This is a genomic window from Sphingopyxis witflariensis, from assembly GCF_002205635.1.
GTDB lineage: Bacteria > Pseudomonadota > Alphaproteobacteria > Sphingomonadales > Sphingomonadaceae > Sphingopyxis > Sphingopyxis witflariensis.
Window position 1 is genome coordinate 1 of record NZ_NISJ01000009.1, and the last position, 17863, is coordinate 17863.

At 62.6% G+C, this 17863-nt stretch carries 13 protein-coding genes and 1 pseudogene; 10 read left to right on the forward strand and 4 right to left on the reverse strand.

From position 1 onward, the window contains the following. Positions 1-303 precede the first annotated feature (303 nt). Positions 304-657, reverse strand: coding sequence for a hypothetical protein (locus CDQ91_RS15060; protein WP_088473562.1), 354 nt, complete (start codon positions 655-657; stop codon positions 304-306). A 125-nt stretch (positions 658-782) separates the two neighbouring features. Between CDQ91_RS15060 and CDQ91_RS15065 the strand changes: the two genes are divergently transcribed. From CDQ91_RS15065 to CDQ91_RS15080, 4 genes are all read left to right on the forward strand, one after another. After that, entirely contained in the window at positions 783-3761 is a 2979-nt protein-coding gene (locus CDQ91_RS15065) for a hypothetical protein (RefSeq protein ID WP_144036789.1), read from the forward strand. Continuing rightward, positions 3758-4198 carry a response regulator gene (locus CDQ91_RS15070; RefSeq protein ID WP_144036790.1) on the forward strand — a complete coding sequence of 147 codons (441 nt, stop codon included), beginning with the start codon at positions 3758-3760 and terminating at the stop codon, positions 4196-4198. Before CDQ91_RS15065 ends, CDQ91_RS15070 begins: the two co-directional genes overlap by 4 nt. Next, positions 4156-5343 carry a phosphorylase family protein gene (locus tag CDQ91_RS15075; RefSeq protein ID WP_088473565.1) on the forward strand — a complete coding sequence of 396 codons (1188 nt, stop codon included), beginning with the start codon at positions 4156-4158 and terminating at the stop codon, positions 5341-5343. The genes CDQ91_RS15070 and CDQ91_RS15075 overlap by 43 nt, the downstream gene beginning before the upstream one ends. Before the next feature lie 412 nt (positions 5344-5755). Next, positions 5756-6676, forward strand: a complete 921-nt coding sequence (locus tag CDQ91_RS15080) for a HEPN domain-containing protein (protein WP_088473566.1) — start codon at positions 5756-5758, stop codon at positions 6674-6676. A gap of 458 nt (positions 6677-7134) precedes the next feature. On the opposite strand, the gene CDQ91_RS15085 is transcribed toward CDQ91_RS15080, so the two are convergent. Then, positions 7135-7458: a DUF736 domain-containing protein gene (locus tag CDQ91_RS15085; protein ID WP_088473567.1), complete on the reverse strand. Its 324-nt coding sequence runs from the start codon at positions 7456-7458 to the stop codon at positions 7135-7137. Between the two features lie 306 nt (positions 7459-7764). Here CDQ91_RS15085 and CDQ91_RS15090 point away from each other — a divergent pair, with 306 nt between their 5' ends. From CDQ91_RS15090 to CDQ91_RS21050, 6 genes are all read left to right on the forward strand, one after another. Continuing rightward, positions 7765-8427: a thermonuclease family protein gene (locus CDQ91_RS15090; protein ID WP_088473568.1), complete on the forward strand. Its 663-nt coding sequence runs from the start codon at positions 7765-7767 to the stop codon at positions 8425-8427. 63 nt (positions 8428-8490) lie between these two features. Further along, positions 8491-8694, forward strand: coding sequence for a hypothetical protein (locus tag CDQ91_RS15095; protein WP_088473569.1), 204 nt, complete (start codon positions 8491-8493; stop codon positions 8692-8694). A 331-nt stretch (positions 8695-9025) separates the two neighbouring features. Beyond that, a complete protein-coding gene (locus CDQ91_RS15100; RefSeq protein WP_158213691.1) occupies positions 9026-9607 on the forward strand; it encodes an RNA polymerase sigma factor in 582 nt (193 codons plus the stop codon). Continuing rightward, a complete protein-coding gene (locus tag CDQ91_RS15105; protein ID WP_158213692.1) occupies positions 9604-10560 on the forward strand; it encodes a FecR family protein in 957 nt (318 codons plus the stop codon). Before CDQ91_RS15100 ends, CDQ91_RS15105 begins: the two co-directional genes overlap by 4 nt. Before the next feature lie 60 nt (positions 10561-10620). Continuing rightward, positions 10621-13578, forward strand: coding sequence for a TonB-dependent receptor (locus CDQ91_RS15110; protein ID WP_088473572.1), 2958 nt, complete (start codon positions 10621-10623; stop codon positions 13576-13578). Then, on the forward strand, positions 13572-15548 hold the full coding sequence (locus CDQ91_RS21050) for an Atxe2 family lasso peptide isopeptidase (RefSeq protein ID WP_144036791.1): 1977 nt from the start codon (positions 13572-13574) through the stop codon (positions 15546-15548). The genes CDQ91_RS15110 and CDQ91_RS21050 overlap by 7 nt, the downstream gene beginning before the upstream one ends. A gap of 29 nt (positions 15549-15577) precedes the next feature. On the opposite strand, the pseudogene CDQ91_RS21975 reads toward CDQ91_RS21050, so the two are convergent. Next, positions 15578-17164: pseudogene (locus CDQ91_RS21975) on the reverse strand (asparagine synthase-related protein); the annotation flags it as partial. Next, the gene (locus tag CDQ91_RS15120) at positions 17161-17811 is read right to left on the reverse strand and encodes a lasso peptide biosynthesis B2 protein (RefSeq protein ID WP_088473574.1); all 651 of its coding nucleotides are present in this window, start codon (positions 17809-17811) and stop codon (positions 17161-17163) included. The pseudogene CDQ91_RS21975 and the gene CDQ91_RS15120, both read right to left, overlap by 4 nt. Between the last annotated feature and the right edge of the window lie 52 nt (positions 17812-17863).

The following is a 17863-nucleotide window of genomic DNA, read 5'->3' on the forward strand; positions in this document are numbered from 1 at the left end:
GGGCCACCCACGGCCTCGGCCGTGCATGGAGAGCCGGATGCAGGGAAACTCGCACGTCCGGTTCGGCGAGAGGCGCGAAGAAACCGGCCACCGCGAGGTGGCACGGCGCTTCGCGCCTACTCTACCTTGGGTTGTTCGGGGACCGTCCCCGATGGCGCCAAAAGGAGGGGCCGCGAGCCGCCGTCACCGAGCGGAACGCGAGGGCGAACCCCCGCAGGGGGTTGACGGCCAGAGGCGAGCCGAGACCCGTAATCAGGCAGCCAATGAGGGGCGGACATCCGCAACCGCGGGGTCAGGCCATCGTCAGCAAAAGCCCATGGTTCTGGACTCATAGCGGCAGGTCGCGCGAACCGGACCACCCTTGCCCCATTTCCCCGTTCCGGGCCAAAGGTCAGGTCGGTGCGACATATCCGGTTGCATCGCATCATGGCCGACGATCCGCTCGCCGATGCTGGGAATGATCTTGCTCTCCTTTTGGAGCCGACCGCGCAGGGAGATCGTCGTCTTCGCGGACGGGGGCAGATATCGAGGCGATTGGGCAAGAGGATATGATCGGCCTATCGCTGCGCAAACCAACATCGCATATTTGTCGTTCTGCAGCGGCAGGCGGCACAGAAGATTGTCGAGCTGACTGTCTTCGAGGATCTCGCCGATCACATGAACTCGCGCATTTCGGGTCCCGATATGCCTTTGCTGCAACCCTTGGGGCCAGCCTAAGCTTAAGGCAAAAGCTTTTGCAAATTGATCCAAACTGATTGCAATCGGCCATAGAGCATTGACCGATGGCACTTTTGTTGCGAGCGGTCTTCGGGGCCGAGGGAATTCTAAAGCGGATGATGCAAAAGGCAGCGGTGACAGTCTCTCTTCGAGACGTCGGCATTCGAGATGTTCGCAGCATGAAGACACGAGCTTTGCTTCGCGGACTTCTGAACCGACATCTGGAGACTGGCGAAGCGCGATCCACATTATTCAAGCTATTGGACGGCGTGAACCGTTCAGACATGCGCGTGGTCGATGAGCTGATCCGCAAGGACCGGCTCTTCCAGCATCTCGTGATCCCTGCCGAATTCCCCGTTGCCAGCCCGTTCGATGGCATGCGCGACTTCCCGATGGTGCCCCATGACGAGGTTGCGCTCGACTATATCGCGTTCCGGATCGACCAGAACAAGGCGGAGGTCTGCGAAGCGTTTAACGGCCTGAGTGAACTCAATCGGGCGCTTGCGACCGATGACGACGCGCGCATGGCGAATGCGATTGAATATCTCATGTTGCGATCGGGCCATTCGCTCGCTCTGGCGCGAAAAATGGCGTTCATTATCGGCTATGCACCGAAGGAGACGCTGTCCTACCGGCTTTGCCTCGAGCTGGTCGAGACATATGGCATCAACCAGAAAAATTTTGGTGTCATGGCCATGATCGATTCCATCGGAAGCGATTTCAATTATCTCGATCTGAAATATCGGTTTCGCAAATTCGCGACGATCGCGCGTGGCGCGGGCATCTCGCCGAAGATTTCCTACCTTTGTTTTTCACCGATCGCGTTTCAGGAAGACGATGTTCGCGCGCTCGTGTCGGCTTCCTATGATGTTAGCCTGGTCGATGCGGCGATTGCCCTTCTTGCCCATCGCGATCTCGGCCTTATTCCAGACTCCGTGCCGATCTCCCCCGCAATCGAGGCGAGTTGGGCGGCGTTTGGCGCCTCCTTGGGCGATCAATTCGACTATTTCGACGCAAAGTCCGGCTATGGGGATACGCAGGCTTTTCGGGCCGCTCCAGCTTTCCTCGAGGATAAGCGTTTCCGGCGACTGCGTGCAGCCTTTCAGCCGCTCTACGACATACCCGCTCTTAGGAGCCGGGCGGCCTTTGCCGCCGACAGCTTCGCTGCGTGCTTCTTCGAAGGCGTGGCTCGTCTCGACGATCTGGTTCCAGCCACAGCGGGGCGGGGCGACCCTCTACCGGACGCGTTCGATACCGATAAAGCTGAGGTCCTGGCACGGAGCTGCGGCATCGTATGGGTATGCGAGAGAGACCCCGACTTTTCGCAACTGACGGCCGCCTCGATGGCGCTCCTGATGGGAAGCAGCTTCGAGATCGACCGACTCTTGTCGACAGACACTTTGCGCAAAGCCGCGGGAAGCGCCACGGACCCCTTTGTGAAGCTCCTGCTGCACACACTGCTGCGGGCCCACAGCTCCGCGACACGCGACAGTTACAATTTCAAAGAACAGTTCCAGACCTATGTTAGGCAATTTCATAACGGCGATATTCTTGCCTTTATGGAGAGCGCGCGGACGCTCAGCCCAGAGATTATTTCCTATTTCGTCGAGCTTCTCGACGAAACAATGCTTAGCCAGATGGCGTTCCTCATGGCATCGTCCAACTTGATTTATGAGACGCGCGCATCACTTCTCGAATGGTACGGCAACGCGACCAATGATGAGGCACCGAAGGAAAATGCACGCCAGCTCAGGCTGGACAGGAAGATTGCGGCGGTCCGGGGCGCGATCAATGAGACGCGCTTGAACATCGATGCGGTTCGCTTTCGTCAGTGGATCGACCAGAACAAACTCAGCAGCTTTTCGAATTTCATCCGGCAGAAAGCACCTAATCTCCCGAGCCTCGAAGAACTGACGGACAAATCGAAATATCAGTCGATGATTCTGTCTGAGCACCGTGTGCCCACGACGCGCGCCCTGCTCGCGATTATCGAATGTTATGAGCAATTTTGCAAAAATGCCGATTTCGGGATCGCGTCCTTTCTCGGGCGCCGCATTCGCCATGGCACGCTCCGCGGTACCCTCCTGACAGGCATCCCCGAAGTTTCTAGCTCGGCCTTGCCGCACGGCATCCTCGCCCAATACCAGAGCTGGACGAAGGAATTTTCCGGTTCGGTCAATTCGCTAGCCGCGCGTCTGCATTTCATCGACAAGACGTCACACAAGAACGGGCTCATCAGCGCTGAGATCGATACGCCGCAGAAATGGCAGACGTGCGTGGTATGTCTCAATGCGATTTTCGAGCAGTCGCAGAAAGATCATGGCGCTCTCAGCATCCCGATGCAGATCGAGCAATATTGCTGGCTCATTTTCGAGCAGGAGTTGGTCAACGTCCAGGCGTCGATTAGCGATGCGAGGAACCGGTGGGGCATGCTGAAGCTTCGCCACAATCCCAATGATACCGAGGTGATCGCATTCGAAAAATCAGTCAATCTCACCCTGGCCGATCAGTTCAACACGGTAATATCATGGTTCAAGAAGCCGCCCAACGTGTCCGCAATCGCGGACCTCTCGCATGTGATCGAAGTCGTGCTGCGCGAAGCATGCGACGAATATCCGACTTTCTCGCCTGACATTCAATTTTCGGGCGAGGAAGATCTCAAGCTGAGCGGCTCGAACTATTCCTTCGTGTACGACGGGCTGACAATCGCCGTTCGCAATGCTGCAAAACACGGCACATGTCCGGGGCGGCTCGCCGTTGGCGCGAATGTACAGCCCCAGGGGGAAAGCAAAGTTCTGAGGCTGTCGGTTACCAGCGACGTTCGAGCAGGCGACTCTCCCGATGTTGCTCTCCGACGCATGCGGGACGCTGGCGACGTGGGGGCGCAGGACGCCGACATCGTCGAGGGATTGAGCGGGATGCGAAAGCTCAAGAAGATGGTGGTAGACAGGCGAATTCTCGATTTCGAGCTTGAGAGTGAGGAAGAACCGCGCGGCAAGGTGTCCGTTGTGATGCGGTTTCCCTTCGAGGGTGTGGTCGAATGAGAGTCCTCGTTGTTGAAGACGACGCCTTCAAAATGAACGCGATCGTGCGACTTATCGGATCGAGAGCGACGACCTTGTCGAAGGCGACATCGCTGCGCGGCGCGATGACCGCGCTAGAATGCGAGGCATTCGATTTCGTCGTCCTAGACATGGCGATACCAAGCCACACGAGTGAAGTCGGGGCGATCGATACCTATTCGCAGCCGGTGGGCGGGCTCGACGTGCTGCTCTTCCTCTCGTCCAACGACCGGACAGAGAAGATAGTCATTCTGACGCAATATCCGACGGTGGAATATGACCGCAAGCATGTGCGTCTGCGCGATTTCGTCGAGGTGTTGAGACGGGACGATATTTACAATGTCGTGGATGTTTTGCGCTTTGGCGATGACGAGCCATGGAGCGAGGCGCTCCTCGAGGCAATTGGGGGGATCGAGTGAAGATCTTATTGGTTGAAGATGATGATGCGAAGGCAAAGCTGATCGAGGTCGTAGTCAAAGAAGAACTTGGCGCTTCGGAGGTCGAAATCGTCCGCGCCGCGACAGTGAACGACAGTTTCGTCAAACTCGGCGAGCGCTTCGATCTAGTCATTGTCGACCTTGTGTTGCCTCAATTTCACAACGCGGAACCGGCTGACGCCACGCAGCAATGGTGCGAGGTGATCGAGAATCATCTCGCGGGGAAAACCTCCTCCTGGATCGTGATGACGAGCTTCCCCGAAGTTGCCAAGGACGCCCGCGACAGCTTCGCGCGTCACGGCGTGGCAGTTATCCACTTCGACGGATCCGAAAATTGGGAAAAGCTGCTCTCCGTGAAACTGCACGAGAATAATGTCACGCGGCCGCTCGATTTCTTAATCATCTGCGCGCTCGAAAAGGAGCGCGAAGGATATGGCCACACGGACTGCGTCGCGGGCGAGCATGAGAATGTCGCCGGTCTCGATTGCCAAAGAGTTGAAATAGGAAAGTATCGTGGGGTGATCGTGGTGCAACCGGGCCCGGGCATGATTTCCGCTGCGATCGTCACCACCAAAGCTCTGTCCATTTTTCGACCGCGCGCGGTCGCTATGTCGGGGATTTGCGGCGGAAGGGAAGGCGAAACCGAGCTCGGCGCTCTCATCGTGCCTGAAGTCAGCTGGAACTATCAGAGTGGGAAGTTCGTCAACGGCAAATTGACCCCCGACCTCGTCCAAGTCTGGATCCCGCCATTAGTTAAGCCGACGCTGGCGCGACTCCTCAAGAAAGAGCGGGTCAAGAAGCTACGCAAAGGCTTGTTGAATTCCGAACTGGCGGATGCGCCTGCCGAGATGCCGCCGATGGTATCGGGATCGCAAGTCGTCGCCGATGTCGATGTGGGCGAGCAGATTGGCGAGCAGGGACGGAAGGTCGCCGCGATCGACATGGAGGTCGCGTCCGTCCTCTTCGCCGCGCGCGACTTCTATAATGGCGCCGGGATATTTTTTGCCGCCAAGACCGTCGTCGATCTTGCGAATCCGCACAAGGATGACCGGTATCACGAATATGGCTGCGCCTTGTCCGCGCGCTTCGTGACGACCGCTCTTGCCGAACTGCTCGCGGAAAGTTGATCGGATGGACTGTAGAACTGCGTTGAAGCGGGACCCTGTTCTTTCATTACCTATGACATTGAATATCCTTACAAAATCGACTTTGACCGGGGGATCTCATAGACGCCATTCGACATCCCTGCATGCGCCAATTTAGGCATAAAAATCAATGCAATGGCTTCCGTAAGAGCGGGGCCCCACGCCGATGCCGGTCCACGCCGCCAAGCCAATCGAGCTCATTCTCACTGATCCCATAGTGCTTCGAAGATGCCGAGCGTCAGACCATGCCGTGCCCGCACGGGATGCCGCTGTTTTCCAGCAACTTGGGGAAAATGGGCTCGGCATAGTTTTATGCATCCGGCCTGGGCCAATCGACGCTGGCTGGTTGCAATGAGGTCTTGCCACCGGGCGTGAAGATGGCGAGAATCCGATAATGAGAAAAGATGTTGATCATCTTCCGCCAGCGCAGCAGGAAGAACTGGCGCGCGCCACGCGGATTTTGCTGGACGAGTTTGCCGTCGCGACCTCGCGCGCAACGCAGCCGTGGAAGAAGAATGGCAAGGTCCAAAAGATCATCCTCTTCGGCAGCTACGGTCGGGACGACTGGGTCGATGACCCGGAAAATGGTTATCAGTCCGACTATGATCTGCTGATCATCGTCAACCACGCTAATCTCACCGATATTGCCGAATATTGGTATGTTGCCGAGGACAAGATCCTGCGCGATGCGGAGATCGCGCGGCCCGTGAACATTATCGTCCACACGCTCGAGGAGGTGAACCGCGGACTCACACGCGGCGAATACTTCTGGGTCGACATCGCGCAGGACGGTGTCGCTCTCTACGAGTTGCACGGCACGGCACTCGCCACACCGCAGCCGCTGACCGCGACGGATGCCTATGAAATGGCCAGCGGATATTTTACCGAGTGGCTGCCGAGCATCGACCGGGCTTTGGCCACGGCAGAGGAACAGGCGCTCAAGGGGGAGAATGATGTTGGCTGGCGCAAAGACGCCGCTTTCACGCTGCACCAGGCGGCGGAGCGCGCCTACACCTGCTTCCTGCTCGTCCGCAGTCATTATGTCCCACGCTCGCATAATCTGAAATTTTTGCGCTCGCTGACCGAGGACCGAGAGGCGCGCTTTGTCGAGGCCTGGCCGCGGGAAACCCGACTCGATCGTCGGCGCTTCGAGCTGGCGAAACGCGCCTATGTCGAGGCCCGCTACTCGGCGAGCTACGAGATCGACATGGAGGACCTGCAGGCCATCAGGACGGCGGTCAGCACGCTGCGCAACATCGTGGAATCGGTGTCGCGCGAATGGCTCGACGGCCTCCGCCAGAAGGCCGACCTCTGATCGTCGCGGCAGCCCTGGCTACAGGGCATCAAGAAAAGCCAGAAGCCGATCCTCCAGTTCGAACGGCGCGTACGGCTGCGGGGATGCGGTTGGAGCTTGGCGAGCGCGGCCGTCTTGAGCGCGATATGGGCTTGATGATGGGCGATGCTCGCGGGCCGATCTTGTGTGTTTGGCGAGAAGATACTGGATGGCGTCGGGGCTGATCGAGGCTGCTGCGCTTCGGGGTCACCCTAACAAGATGGCGACACCCTTGCACCCCGATATTGATCCGGATGCGAGGATGCCGCCGCGCGGTCGGGCAGGTCGCGTGCCCAGCCGACAGGAGTCAGAAGAGGAGAGATGATTGGCCCCTGTCGCCAGCCGGAGCCCCCGAGCTGGCGACGCACCGATAGGAGCTAGCGAACCGTATGGGAAACAAAGAATATTCCGTCCCGTAAATAGCATCGCTTTGTCCCCGGCTAATCCGCTGGATTCCAAAGCAGTGCATAGACTGTCGGATCGTCCTGCCCCGCCGCCCGACCGAGATTCGCATAGATGCGCCGCGGCCCGAACTCGGGCGCCGCGAGGGTCAGCGACACATAAAGATTGCCCGTTGCTTCGCTCCGCCGAAGCCAGCCCGCGCCAACCTCGACGCCGTCGGACCAGACCCGGTAATCAGGCTGCACGTCGCCGCTCTTGCTCGCGTTGTGGCGGATTTCGATGGGGGCTCGGATCGAAAGCGTTCGAAGCTGGCCGGCAAAGCCCTTCTCGATCGTTCCGCTGACAAGACCGATTGCGGCCATGATATCTGCTCCTGCATTGCCCGGGGCCATCCCCGGGGCACCGGCGAACAGGGAATGGCGAATGAGCCCGTGCGCGCACCCGAAGGGCCGGAGCGCGAGCGGAGGATGGCAGCGTGCCGCCTTTTTGAGCGCATAAGCGCGCCCGCGAGGAGGCCGCAAGGCGGCCGGGGAAAAAGGCGGCGCGGCGCCGTTGCGCGCGCGGGCGCGCCATTCATCCCGCCGCCCTGCCCCGATGGCCCAGGCCGAAGATCGGCAGTGGTCATGGCATCAAGGATTTGCTCACCACGATACGTCATGTGACCGGACATGAAATTGAAGATCGCCGCCCTGCTCCTCATCATCGCCTCTCCCACTTTCGCGCAGGACGTCAGTGGACCCGCGCGCGCGGCCGACGGGGACTCGCTCGATTTCGGCGGAATTGCGGTGCGCCTCCACGGCATCGATGCGCCCGCGCTGGCTCAAAGCTGTGAGCGCGCCGCTACCTCGTGGCCGTGCGGGAAACAGGCGGCCGAAAAGCTTGCGAGCCTCGTTGGCCAAGGATCTGTCGTGTGCGAACAAAAGGATGTCGACGACTATGGCCGGACGGTCGCGGCCTGCCGCGTCGGCCAGGTCGACCTCAGCCAAGCGATGGTGGACGCCGGACTTGCCGTGGCCCTCCCGCGCTTCAGCGACCGCTATGTCGGGGCCGAAGCCCGTGCCCGCGATGCAAAACGCGGCCTGTGGAGCGGCACCTTTCAGACGCCGGCCGACTATCGCGCCGCGCATCCGCGCCCGAAGCGGCGTCCTACCGATTTACCCCGTCCTGCGCCGTCAGCCCACGCGCAGCCGCCGTTGGGTGTCTATTACAGGAATTGCAAAGCCGCACGCGCGGCCGGAGTCGCGCCGCTGTACCGCGGCCAGCCCGGCTATCGGCCCGAGATGGATGGCGACGGCGACGGGATTGCGTGCGAGCCCTATCGCGGCCGGTGAAATATTCTCGTCCCGGCCAAGCGGGACTGGACATCCGGGACTCCGTCTCGCTACCGGCGCCCGATGAGCATCACCGCAACGATCATGAACAGCGCCACCGGCCAGCCCATCCAGAAGATGAAATTCAACCGCATGCCCAAGCCGTGGGCAAGCTTCACGCTCGAGACCGGTGAGATGGTGACGGCCGAGCGGATCGATGTCGGAAAGCTCGCGCCGGGCAAATTTGCCGCGCCGATCGACATCTGGGTTACCCCTAAAACCCAGTAACAGGTGTTCGAATGAGCTCGGTGCGACTCCATGCTCACAGCCTCCCGGACATAGATCGAGCGAAATCATCAGACTCGACAGGGGGCATTCCCCATCCAGAAAGCTTGCCCTGACGTAACGTCAGGCTATGCTATACCGGCATCGGGCAGAAAGGCGCCGCGGTGCCGAGACGTAAGAATCTTGTTCGGAGCCTTTGTGATTCCCATCCTGGCCGGGTGGCCGTCGCGTATGTCCAAGCCCTCGGGCCAAAGGCGACGGCGCATATTTTCCGAGTATGTTCTTACCGCCCGGCTTCCATCGCCGTTTCCGTCCGACCGGAAGGCGAAAAGGCATGGACTTCGACGACGAACATACGAGCAGGCGTGAATTGGGACCGGATGTTTCGGTGCCGCCCGAGGATTGGACGGGCTTCACCCGCAATGCGGGTATGGAGGCAATCTACAGCGCGCATCAACCAGCGCTTACCCGCTATTTACGACGCCGCGCACCCCGCCAAGACATAGGCGATCTGGTACAGGAATGTTTCCGCCGTCTCTTCACCCGCAAAGGTCCAGCGTCTGAAACGATCGCCGAACCGGGCGCGTATCTGGTTCGCATCGCGCGCAACCTCCTTATCGATCGCGCCCGCACCGCCGAGGCGCGCCAGCATGCGGCGCACCATAGCTTCGATGAGCAGGACGTCGCCGGTCCGGATCCGCATGCCGCGCTCGAGGCACGCGATGCCATGCGACGGATCCAACAGGCTATCGCCCGCCTGAAACCCCAAACGCGGGGCATATTCCTGATGCATCGCTTCGATGATCTCAGCTATGAAGAGATTGCCGCAGCGAAAGGAATCAGCGTGAAGGGCGTCGAATGGCATATCGCTCAGGCGATGATCGCGATCCGCAAGGCACGGACCGACCGCAAGTGAGCGACCGAGACACCGAAGCCGGCTACTGGTTCGCGCGCATGCGCGCAAGCGACCCCGATCAGGATCAGGCGGCCTTCGACGAATGGTGCGCCGACCCCGAAAATGCCGCAACCTATGCCGCGTTCAAGGAAAACTGGCTGCTTACCGGCGGAATTCCACCCGAGCAGATCGGTACCCTCGGCGAAGAACCAACTGCAGCAGCGCCCAATCGCGCGCGCTGGGCGCTCGCGGCTGCCCTTATCCTTGCGCTCTCAATCGGGTTCACCTGGGTCTCGCTCAGCAACCGCGATGCCGCCCCGATCATCGCGGGGAATGAAAGCGGCGAGATCATTCTCGAGGATGGCACCCGCGCCCTGCTGATGGATGGCGCCTCCCTCAAACCAGACTTCTCCGCGACCGAACGCCGCGTGCGCCTTACCGGTGGCCGCGCTCGCTTCACCGTCGCGCACGATGCCGCCCGACCATTTCGCGTCGAAGCCGCCGGCTCCGAGACGACCGCGCTCGGCACGATATTCGAGGTCGATCTCACCGGAACGCGCCCGGTCATCCATCTGATACAAGGATCGGTCGAAGTGCACGCCAAGGCCAAGCCGCAGGCCCCGCTCCGCCTCCGTCCCGGCCAACGCGCCGAGGTCGCGGACGACACACCCAGGCTGATCGGCACCGGCGAAACCGACGCCCCGCTCACCATGACAAGCCCAATCGACGAACCCGCACCGACCAGCTTTCTCGTGGCAGAGCGTCTACCGCTGGGCGCCGTCATCGACCGGGCAAACCGCGTCAATGCAACGCAAATCCGGGTCGAGAACCCATCGCTCGCGAACCGTCTCGTTAGCGGACGGTTCGACGTCGCTGACGCGGGCGCGCTGGCGCGCAAGCTTGCCGCCGCGCTCGACCTCAGCGTCGAAATCCGGGCCGACGGCTTCCTCCTGACACCGAAAATAAACCACTAGGAGAGTTTTACACCAACACGTCCTGCCCCCTCAGACGGTCATGGAGGCCGCTGGGAGGGAATGATGCGAAAGACTTTACTAGTCACGATCTTGGCAACGGGCTGTGCGACCGGCGCGCTCTGTTCGACCGCAGCACACGCGCAAACCGAGCAGCGTAGCTATGATATTGCCGCACAACCGCTTGCCGATGCACTCCGAGAATATTCGGAAGCCTCAGGCCGCGAGGTCATGTTCGACGACGGACTGGCGCGCGGCCTGCGCTCGGCAGGCGTGTCCGGAACGCTTTCGGCGGACGCCGCCCTGTCGCGCCTGCTTACCGGAACCGGTCTCATCGCCGAACTGATCGGCGCCACGCTGGTGATCCGCGCGGGAAACGTCGATGCGGGGACCACTGGCTCGATTGAGGCGCCGGGCGATATCGCGCGCGACACCCCGGATGGGGCGATCATCGTCACCGGTTCGCGCATCCGCGGCGCCGGTCCCGTCGGCTCGCCTGTGACAACGCTCGACCGCACCGCGATCGAACGGAGTGGGATGAGTTCGGCGCAGCAATTGCTCCAGGCGCTGCCGCAGGCCTTCGGCGGCGGCCCCAATGAGACCACGCTCGGCGCGACAACCCGCAATGGCGCGGGAACCGACGGCACCTACGCATCTAGCGTCAATCTGCGCGGGCTCGGCCCGTCCTCGACGCTGGTGCTGGTCGACGGCAGCCGCCCCGCGCTCGGCGGCCTCGGCGGCGTCTTCGCCGACATCTCGCTCATTCCGGTGAGCGCGATCGACCGGATCGAGGTGCTGACCGACGGCGCCTCGGCGATCTACGGCGCCGACGCGGTTGCGGGGGTAGTGAACATCCGGCTGCGAAATGATTTCGAGGGCGCCGAGACGATGCTTCGCGCCGGCACCGCCGATGGAGATCTCGGCGAGATGCAGTTCGGACAGCTTTTCGGCAAGCACTGGAGCCGCGGACATGTTGTTCTCGCCTATCAATTCAGCCAGCGCGGCGCGCTGGCGGCGGCGGAGCGCGCCTATGCAACCGAGGATTTGCGACCTTTTGGCGGCCCCGACTATCGCTCGCTCTTTGCCGTCCCGGGCACGATCACCGCAGCGAACGGGCAGACATTCGCCATTCCGGCAGGCCAGGACGGCACCGCGCTGGGCGCCGATCAGCTCACGCCGGGCACGCGCAACCCCGGCGACCGCCGCGCCGCGAGCGATCTCCTGCCGCGCCAGCGTATTCACAGCCTCTATGCGGCAGGATCGTTCGATATCAGCGACAGCCTGACGTTCCGCGCGAGCCTCCTCGCCGCCCAGCGAAGCTATCGCAAAATCGGACTCGGCGAATATCTGAGCCCGGTCCGGGTTGCTTCCTCAAACCCCTATTATGTCGATCCGATCGGCACCGGCTCACCGGTGACGGTGCGCTATAATTTCGCGAACGATCTGGGGGCGCCGACCGACGCCGGCCGGGTTCGCGGATTCACCGCCGCGGGCGGCTTCGAGAAACAACTCGGGCGGTGGCGCGTGCAGCTCGGCGGCGCCTATGGCCGTCAGAAGGGCCGCAGCGACAGCCTCAACATCCCCAATCGCCCGCGGCTCGCGGCGGCAATCGCCAACACCGATCCGGCAACCGCCTTCAACGTCTTTGGCGATGGCAGCGCGAACAATCCGGCGACGATCGCAGAGGTCCGCGGCAGCATCGGATCGCGCGACGATTATCGGAGCTGGTCGGCGGCGCTGCGCGCAGATGGCCCGCTCGTAGGTCTCCCCGGCGGCGATGTTCGGCTGGCGATCGGTGCCGAATATCGGCGCGAGCGCTACTGGAACGCGACGGCGAACGATATCAGCTTCGCTACGCCGCGGATCACGCCGCTCACAGGTCTGCCGGGGCCGCGCCATGTCCGTTCCGCCTATGCCGAGCTGCTCGTGCCGATCGTCGGCGCGGCAAACGCCATGCCGGGGATTCAGCGACTCGACCTCTCGCTCGCGGGGCGGATCGAAGATTATAGCGACGTCGGCACAACCACTAATCCGAAGGTCGGCGTGCGCTGGGAGCCAATTTCCGGAATCGCGCTGCGCGCGAGCTACGGTACCTCCTTCCGCGCGCCCGCCTTCGACGAGCTTATCGGTCCATCGGTATCGCTCTATACGACGCTGGTCGTTCCCGATCCCGCCTCGCCGACCGGTACCGCGAATGTGGTCGCGCTGTTCGGCTATGGCCCGTGGATCAAGCCGGAGCGCGCAACCACTTGGACCGCAGGGTTCGATATCGCACTGCCGGCGATTCCCGGCCTCAAAGCGTCGATCACCTATTATGACATCGATTATCGCGATCGCATTGGATCGGCGAGCGAGGATTATGCCCGCTTCCTGACCGACCGCGATCAGTTCGGGGGCGTCGTCATCGACAATCCGTCGACGGCGCTGCTCGATTATTATTTCGCCTTTCCTACCTTCACCAACCCGCTGGGACTGGCTCCGGGCGATATCGACGCAATCCTCGACGGCCAGGTGCGCAATCTTTCGGCGGTGCGCCAGACGGGACTCGATATCGATATCGGCTATGCGCCGCATGTGGCGGGCGGCACGCTTGATCTCGGCCTCGCGGGGAGCCGCATTTTGAAGATCGATCGCCAGCTCACCCCGGGCACGGCGCCAAGCGACATCGTCGGCACTTTCGCCAATCCCGTTAAATGGCGACTGCGCGGGCGCACGGGCTGGTCGAAGGATGGCTTCGCCGCGACGGCCTTCATCAATTATACCGGCGGCTACCGCAACCAGATCCCTGCGGTCGCCGAACGGGTCGCATCGTGGACGACGGTCGACCTGACCTTCTCGCAGCGGATTGGGGAAGCGGAGGACGCCCGCGGACTTACGCTCGGCCTTTCCCTCCTCAATCTGTTCGACAAGGATCCGCCCTATGTAAACAACCGCACCAATACCTCGGCGCTCGGCTATGATCCCGAGAAGGCAAATCCGCTCGGCCGCATGGTCTCAGTGCAGGCGACGGTCCGGTGGTGAGACGATTGGCATGGGCGGCGGCCTTTCTCGCCGCCGCCCCGGCCTCCGGCCAGACCAGCCCGCGCGAGATTGTCGAAATGACGGATTTTTCGGCGCTGACGCCGTCGCCTGACGGGCGCTGGCTGCTCTATCGCCGCGAGCGCCCGTCGACCATCACCGGCCGGATCGATCTCGCCTGGTATCTGGTGCGATCTGACGGCAGCGAAGCGCCGGTCCGGATCGGCGATAGCGGCGCGGCCGGCTGGGACGGAACGGGAACCGTCGAGCCGGGAGAGGCCGGCTGGGCAGCCGACAGCCGCCGCTTCTATCTGATCGCGCGCGTCGACGGCGCTGCCGGGCTTTGGACGGGCACGCCCGAAGGGCGGACCCTCGCGCCGTTCCTGACGCTCGACAGTGACATCGAGCGCTTCGCACTCGGGGTCGATGGGACGGTCATCTATGAGATTGGTCCCTCGCGCGCCGAAATCGACCGCGCCGAAAATGACGAGCGCGATTCCGGAATCCTCGTCGACGCTCGCGTCGACCTGGCCCAATCGCTCTACCGCGGCGCGATGATCGCCGGACGACCCGCCAGCCAGCGCCTCAGCGGCTACTGGTTCGATCGCGAACCGCTGCTTGCCGGACGCGAGCGCCGGGTCATGGTTCGCAGCACGGCGGGTACAGCCGATCGTCCGGCGAACGTCGAAGAAGCCAAGCGGCTCACGCCAGCCGAACCCTCCCTTTCGGCCGACCTTCGCAGCGCACTCACCGCACGATCAATCTGCATCGACGAAGAGCCGTGCCGGGCGCCGGAAGGCGAACGACTCTGGACCAAAGTGGTGATCGGCGACGGGCGCCTCGCCCTCACGACGCGCGACCGCCGAATACGCCAACGCCTTTTCCTGTGGGACGCGGGGGCAGGCGATCTGCGTCTTCTTACCTCAAGCGAGGGCGTGCTGACCGGCGGCCACGACGAACGCACGTCCTGTGCCGTTTCGATCGACGCGCTCTTCTGTGTAGCCGAGAGTGCCGCGATCCCTCCCCACCTCATCCGCATCGCGCTCGCCGACGGCGCGCAGCAGATTCTCGACAGACCGAACCATCCTCCCGACCAGCCGCCGCTTCTCACCGAAGCGATCGACTGGCAGGTGGGCGGCAGCCGTGCGTCGGGCTGGCTCGTCCGCCCGAGGTTCCCCGGGCGGCTGCCGCTTTTCGTCACCTATTATCGCTGCGTCGGCTATATGCGCGGCGGCCTCGGCGACGAATGGCCGCTCCGCGCGCTCGCGGCGAGCGGCATTGCCACGCTTTGCATCAATTCGCTCCCGCATCCCGGCACCGCGCCCGAAGCGCGCTATGCGCTCGGGCTCGATGTCGTGCGCGCCGCGATCGCCGATCTCGACCGCAGAGGTATGATCGATGCCTCGCGCGTCGGCATGGGCGGGCTCAGTTTCGGCAGCGAGGTCACAATGTGGACCGCGATCCACAGCAATCTGCTCCGCGCGGCATCGATCTCGTCGATTCAGCTCGAGCCCGCCTATTATTGGTATAATGCGGGCGCCGGACGCGACATGTTTCGCGATAATCTGCGCCACTATTGGAATATCGGCCCGCCCGGCTCCGATCCGGCGCGCTGGCGCCTGCTTTCGCCCGCGCTGAATGTGGCGAAGATCGGAGCCCCGATCCTGTTGCAAATGCCCGAGATGGAAGCACGGCAGTCGCCCGAACTCATCGCGCGTCTCACGGCCGCGCATATGGGCGAAGCGCATGTCTTTCCTTTTGCCTCGCATCTCAAGACCGAACCGCGCCAGAAGCTCGCCGTCTACCAGCGCAATCTCGACTGGTTCCGCTACTGGCTGCAGGGCTATGTCGACCCCGATCCGGAAAAATCCGCACAATATGCGCGCTGGGCGAAGCTCGGTACCGAGCCGCTCGTCCAGGGCAGCGACGCGATCCAGCGTTCGAGGTCGACAAATTCAAGCAAACGGAAATAATCATAGTCGCCCTCGATACCATCGCGCGCGAGGTAGGTCTCGATCCTGTCTCGGTCGAGCAATCCCTCGCGCGCCATCCTGCCTTCGAGAAGCAATTCGGTCAGCGCATCGCGCTGCGCCAGAAAGAGCTGCGCGCACATCGTCTCGAGACGTCCCTTGTTTCGCCGCCACGCGACCTCGGCCGGAAGGCGATCCGCAAAGGCTGCACGCGCGACCGCCCGGTCGTGCCCGCCCGCGATCCACTCCCAGCTCGGGATCGACAGGCAGAGCTCGACGAGCGGTTGCGAGAGGAGAGGTGCGACGACGTCACGATCATACCAACGTGCCGGTCGGTCGAGAAAATCCATGATCCGCCGAATGGCCTGAACCTGGAGCCGCTTGCCATAGGGCACCTTATCTATCCCGGCATCCCAGGGATGCAGGAAAGCTTCGCGCGGGAGTGCGCCGGAAACGGCATAGCTTTCGTCGCGCGGCCAACGTGCCTCTGTCCCGCTGCGCCATTGCCGGCCGCTCAGCCGCAGAGCGCGCCACAGGCTGACATTGCCGACGCGCGCGAGATCCGCCAATGCGCGTAACGCCGTTACACCCGGCCCCCGCGCCCGAACCGCATCGAGAAGCGGAGCCACCGAACGCGTCAGTGCAAAGACATTATCGCCGCCGATCCCACTGAACAGGCTCGCGGTGCCTGCTGCCGACGCTGCGGCGCCGAGCGCCGCATCAATGCCGTCGAGAACAGCGAAGCTTGCGGGCCGCGGGCTCGGAAAAGCCGGTGGCCGCGTCAGATCGCAATTGTCGGCGGAGTAAAGCGTTTCGGCGAGCTCGATATCCAGACGTGCCGCAACCGCGCGGGCATAACGACGCTCATCGCCATCGGGGCTCGACGTCGCGACATTGACTGCCGCAACGCGCGACCCCCACTGCGACAACGACGCGGCCACGATCGAGCTATCGAGCCCGCCCGAGAGCTCGACCAATATGGTCGGGCGGCTGGAGGCCCAGGCGGCCACGCACAGGTCGACCATCCGTTCGACTTCGTGCGCCGCGGTGCCGCGCGGATGCGCCGTCGCCGCGAACGGCCAGGGCGACCAGTCGCAGCGGACATCGCAGCGAAAGAGGTCTCCAACGCACGATGACGAAAGGCTCGTGCCGGGCAGAAGTTCTTGAACGCCCGCGATACCGGTGCGTTCGGTCCGGAGGTTATTATATGCGAGGAGATGGCGAACAAAATCGACGTCCAGTCGCAGGCTGAGCCCGGCATCGAGAGCGAGCGCCAAGTGCGAAAAGAGCAGTAGACCATCGCCGCATCGCACCCAATAGAGGGGCAATCCGGTGAGCGCAGCCCGAGCGGCATGCAAGTGTCCGCGCGATGGCGCGGTGAAAGAGAGCCACGACCCCCAGTCGGGGCTCGAGCAGCGGTCGCAACCAGAGCCAGCGAAACGCTCTCCGACAATGATCCCATCCGTATCGCGCTGGTCGATCGCAAGCCCTCGTCCGGCGAACAAGTGAAAATCCCGAAACCCGGCGATACGCGCGAGCCCGTGCCGGGCGGCCGCGGCTGCCACCCTTGCCGCCAGAGCGGGACCGCCGAAGCTCCCAACAAGGCCGCGCTCCATCATAGCATGAATATGGGGGTGAAATTATGCGCGTCATCGACGCTGCCGGTCAGCACCCGCTCGGACGACTGGAGCCAGCAATGCGCCGCGAACGGCGCCGGCCGGACGCCGAACACCATCGTCGGCGCAAGGTTGCGGCGAAGTAAAAGGCGAAACAATGCCAATGAGTCGATGAGGCAACGCGGCGCGATGGGAATGAGCGTGCGGGCCAATGCATAGTCGGCGGCCATTTCGGCGATCGCGTCGGCGTCCGCACGGCCTGCTTCCGCCCGCTTCTGCCGGCTAAGGTTCGCCACCGTCGCGGCCAGACGATCGGGTGCCTGCGCCCGCCGCGCCCAATAAAGATATCGTGCGGCGGAAGCCGCCATCCGCATCGGGGGGCTACCCCGGCGGCGTTTCCCTAGATCAGCCGTCGGCACCGCTATATCGACCGGATTGAGCTGGTTTTCTTCATCGCTGCGCACAAAAAGACCGGTGGCGACAAGCCCGGTCATCGCATCGCTGTCGTTCGGCGCGCGCGCGCGAAGACGCTCGAAGGCCGCACGTTGGTCGCCGCGCAGTGCGAGATAGCGGTCGGCCCGCAAATCGAGGAAAATCAGTTCCTCGCCCGCGATGCAGAAACCGACGCCGGGTGCCAAAGTCCAAGCCATGAGACGTGCCCGATCCGGGCGCCGACCCTTAGTGGACCGACACCCGGACGCC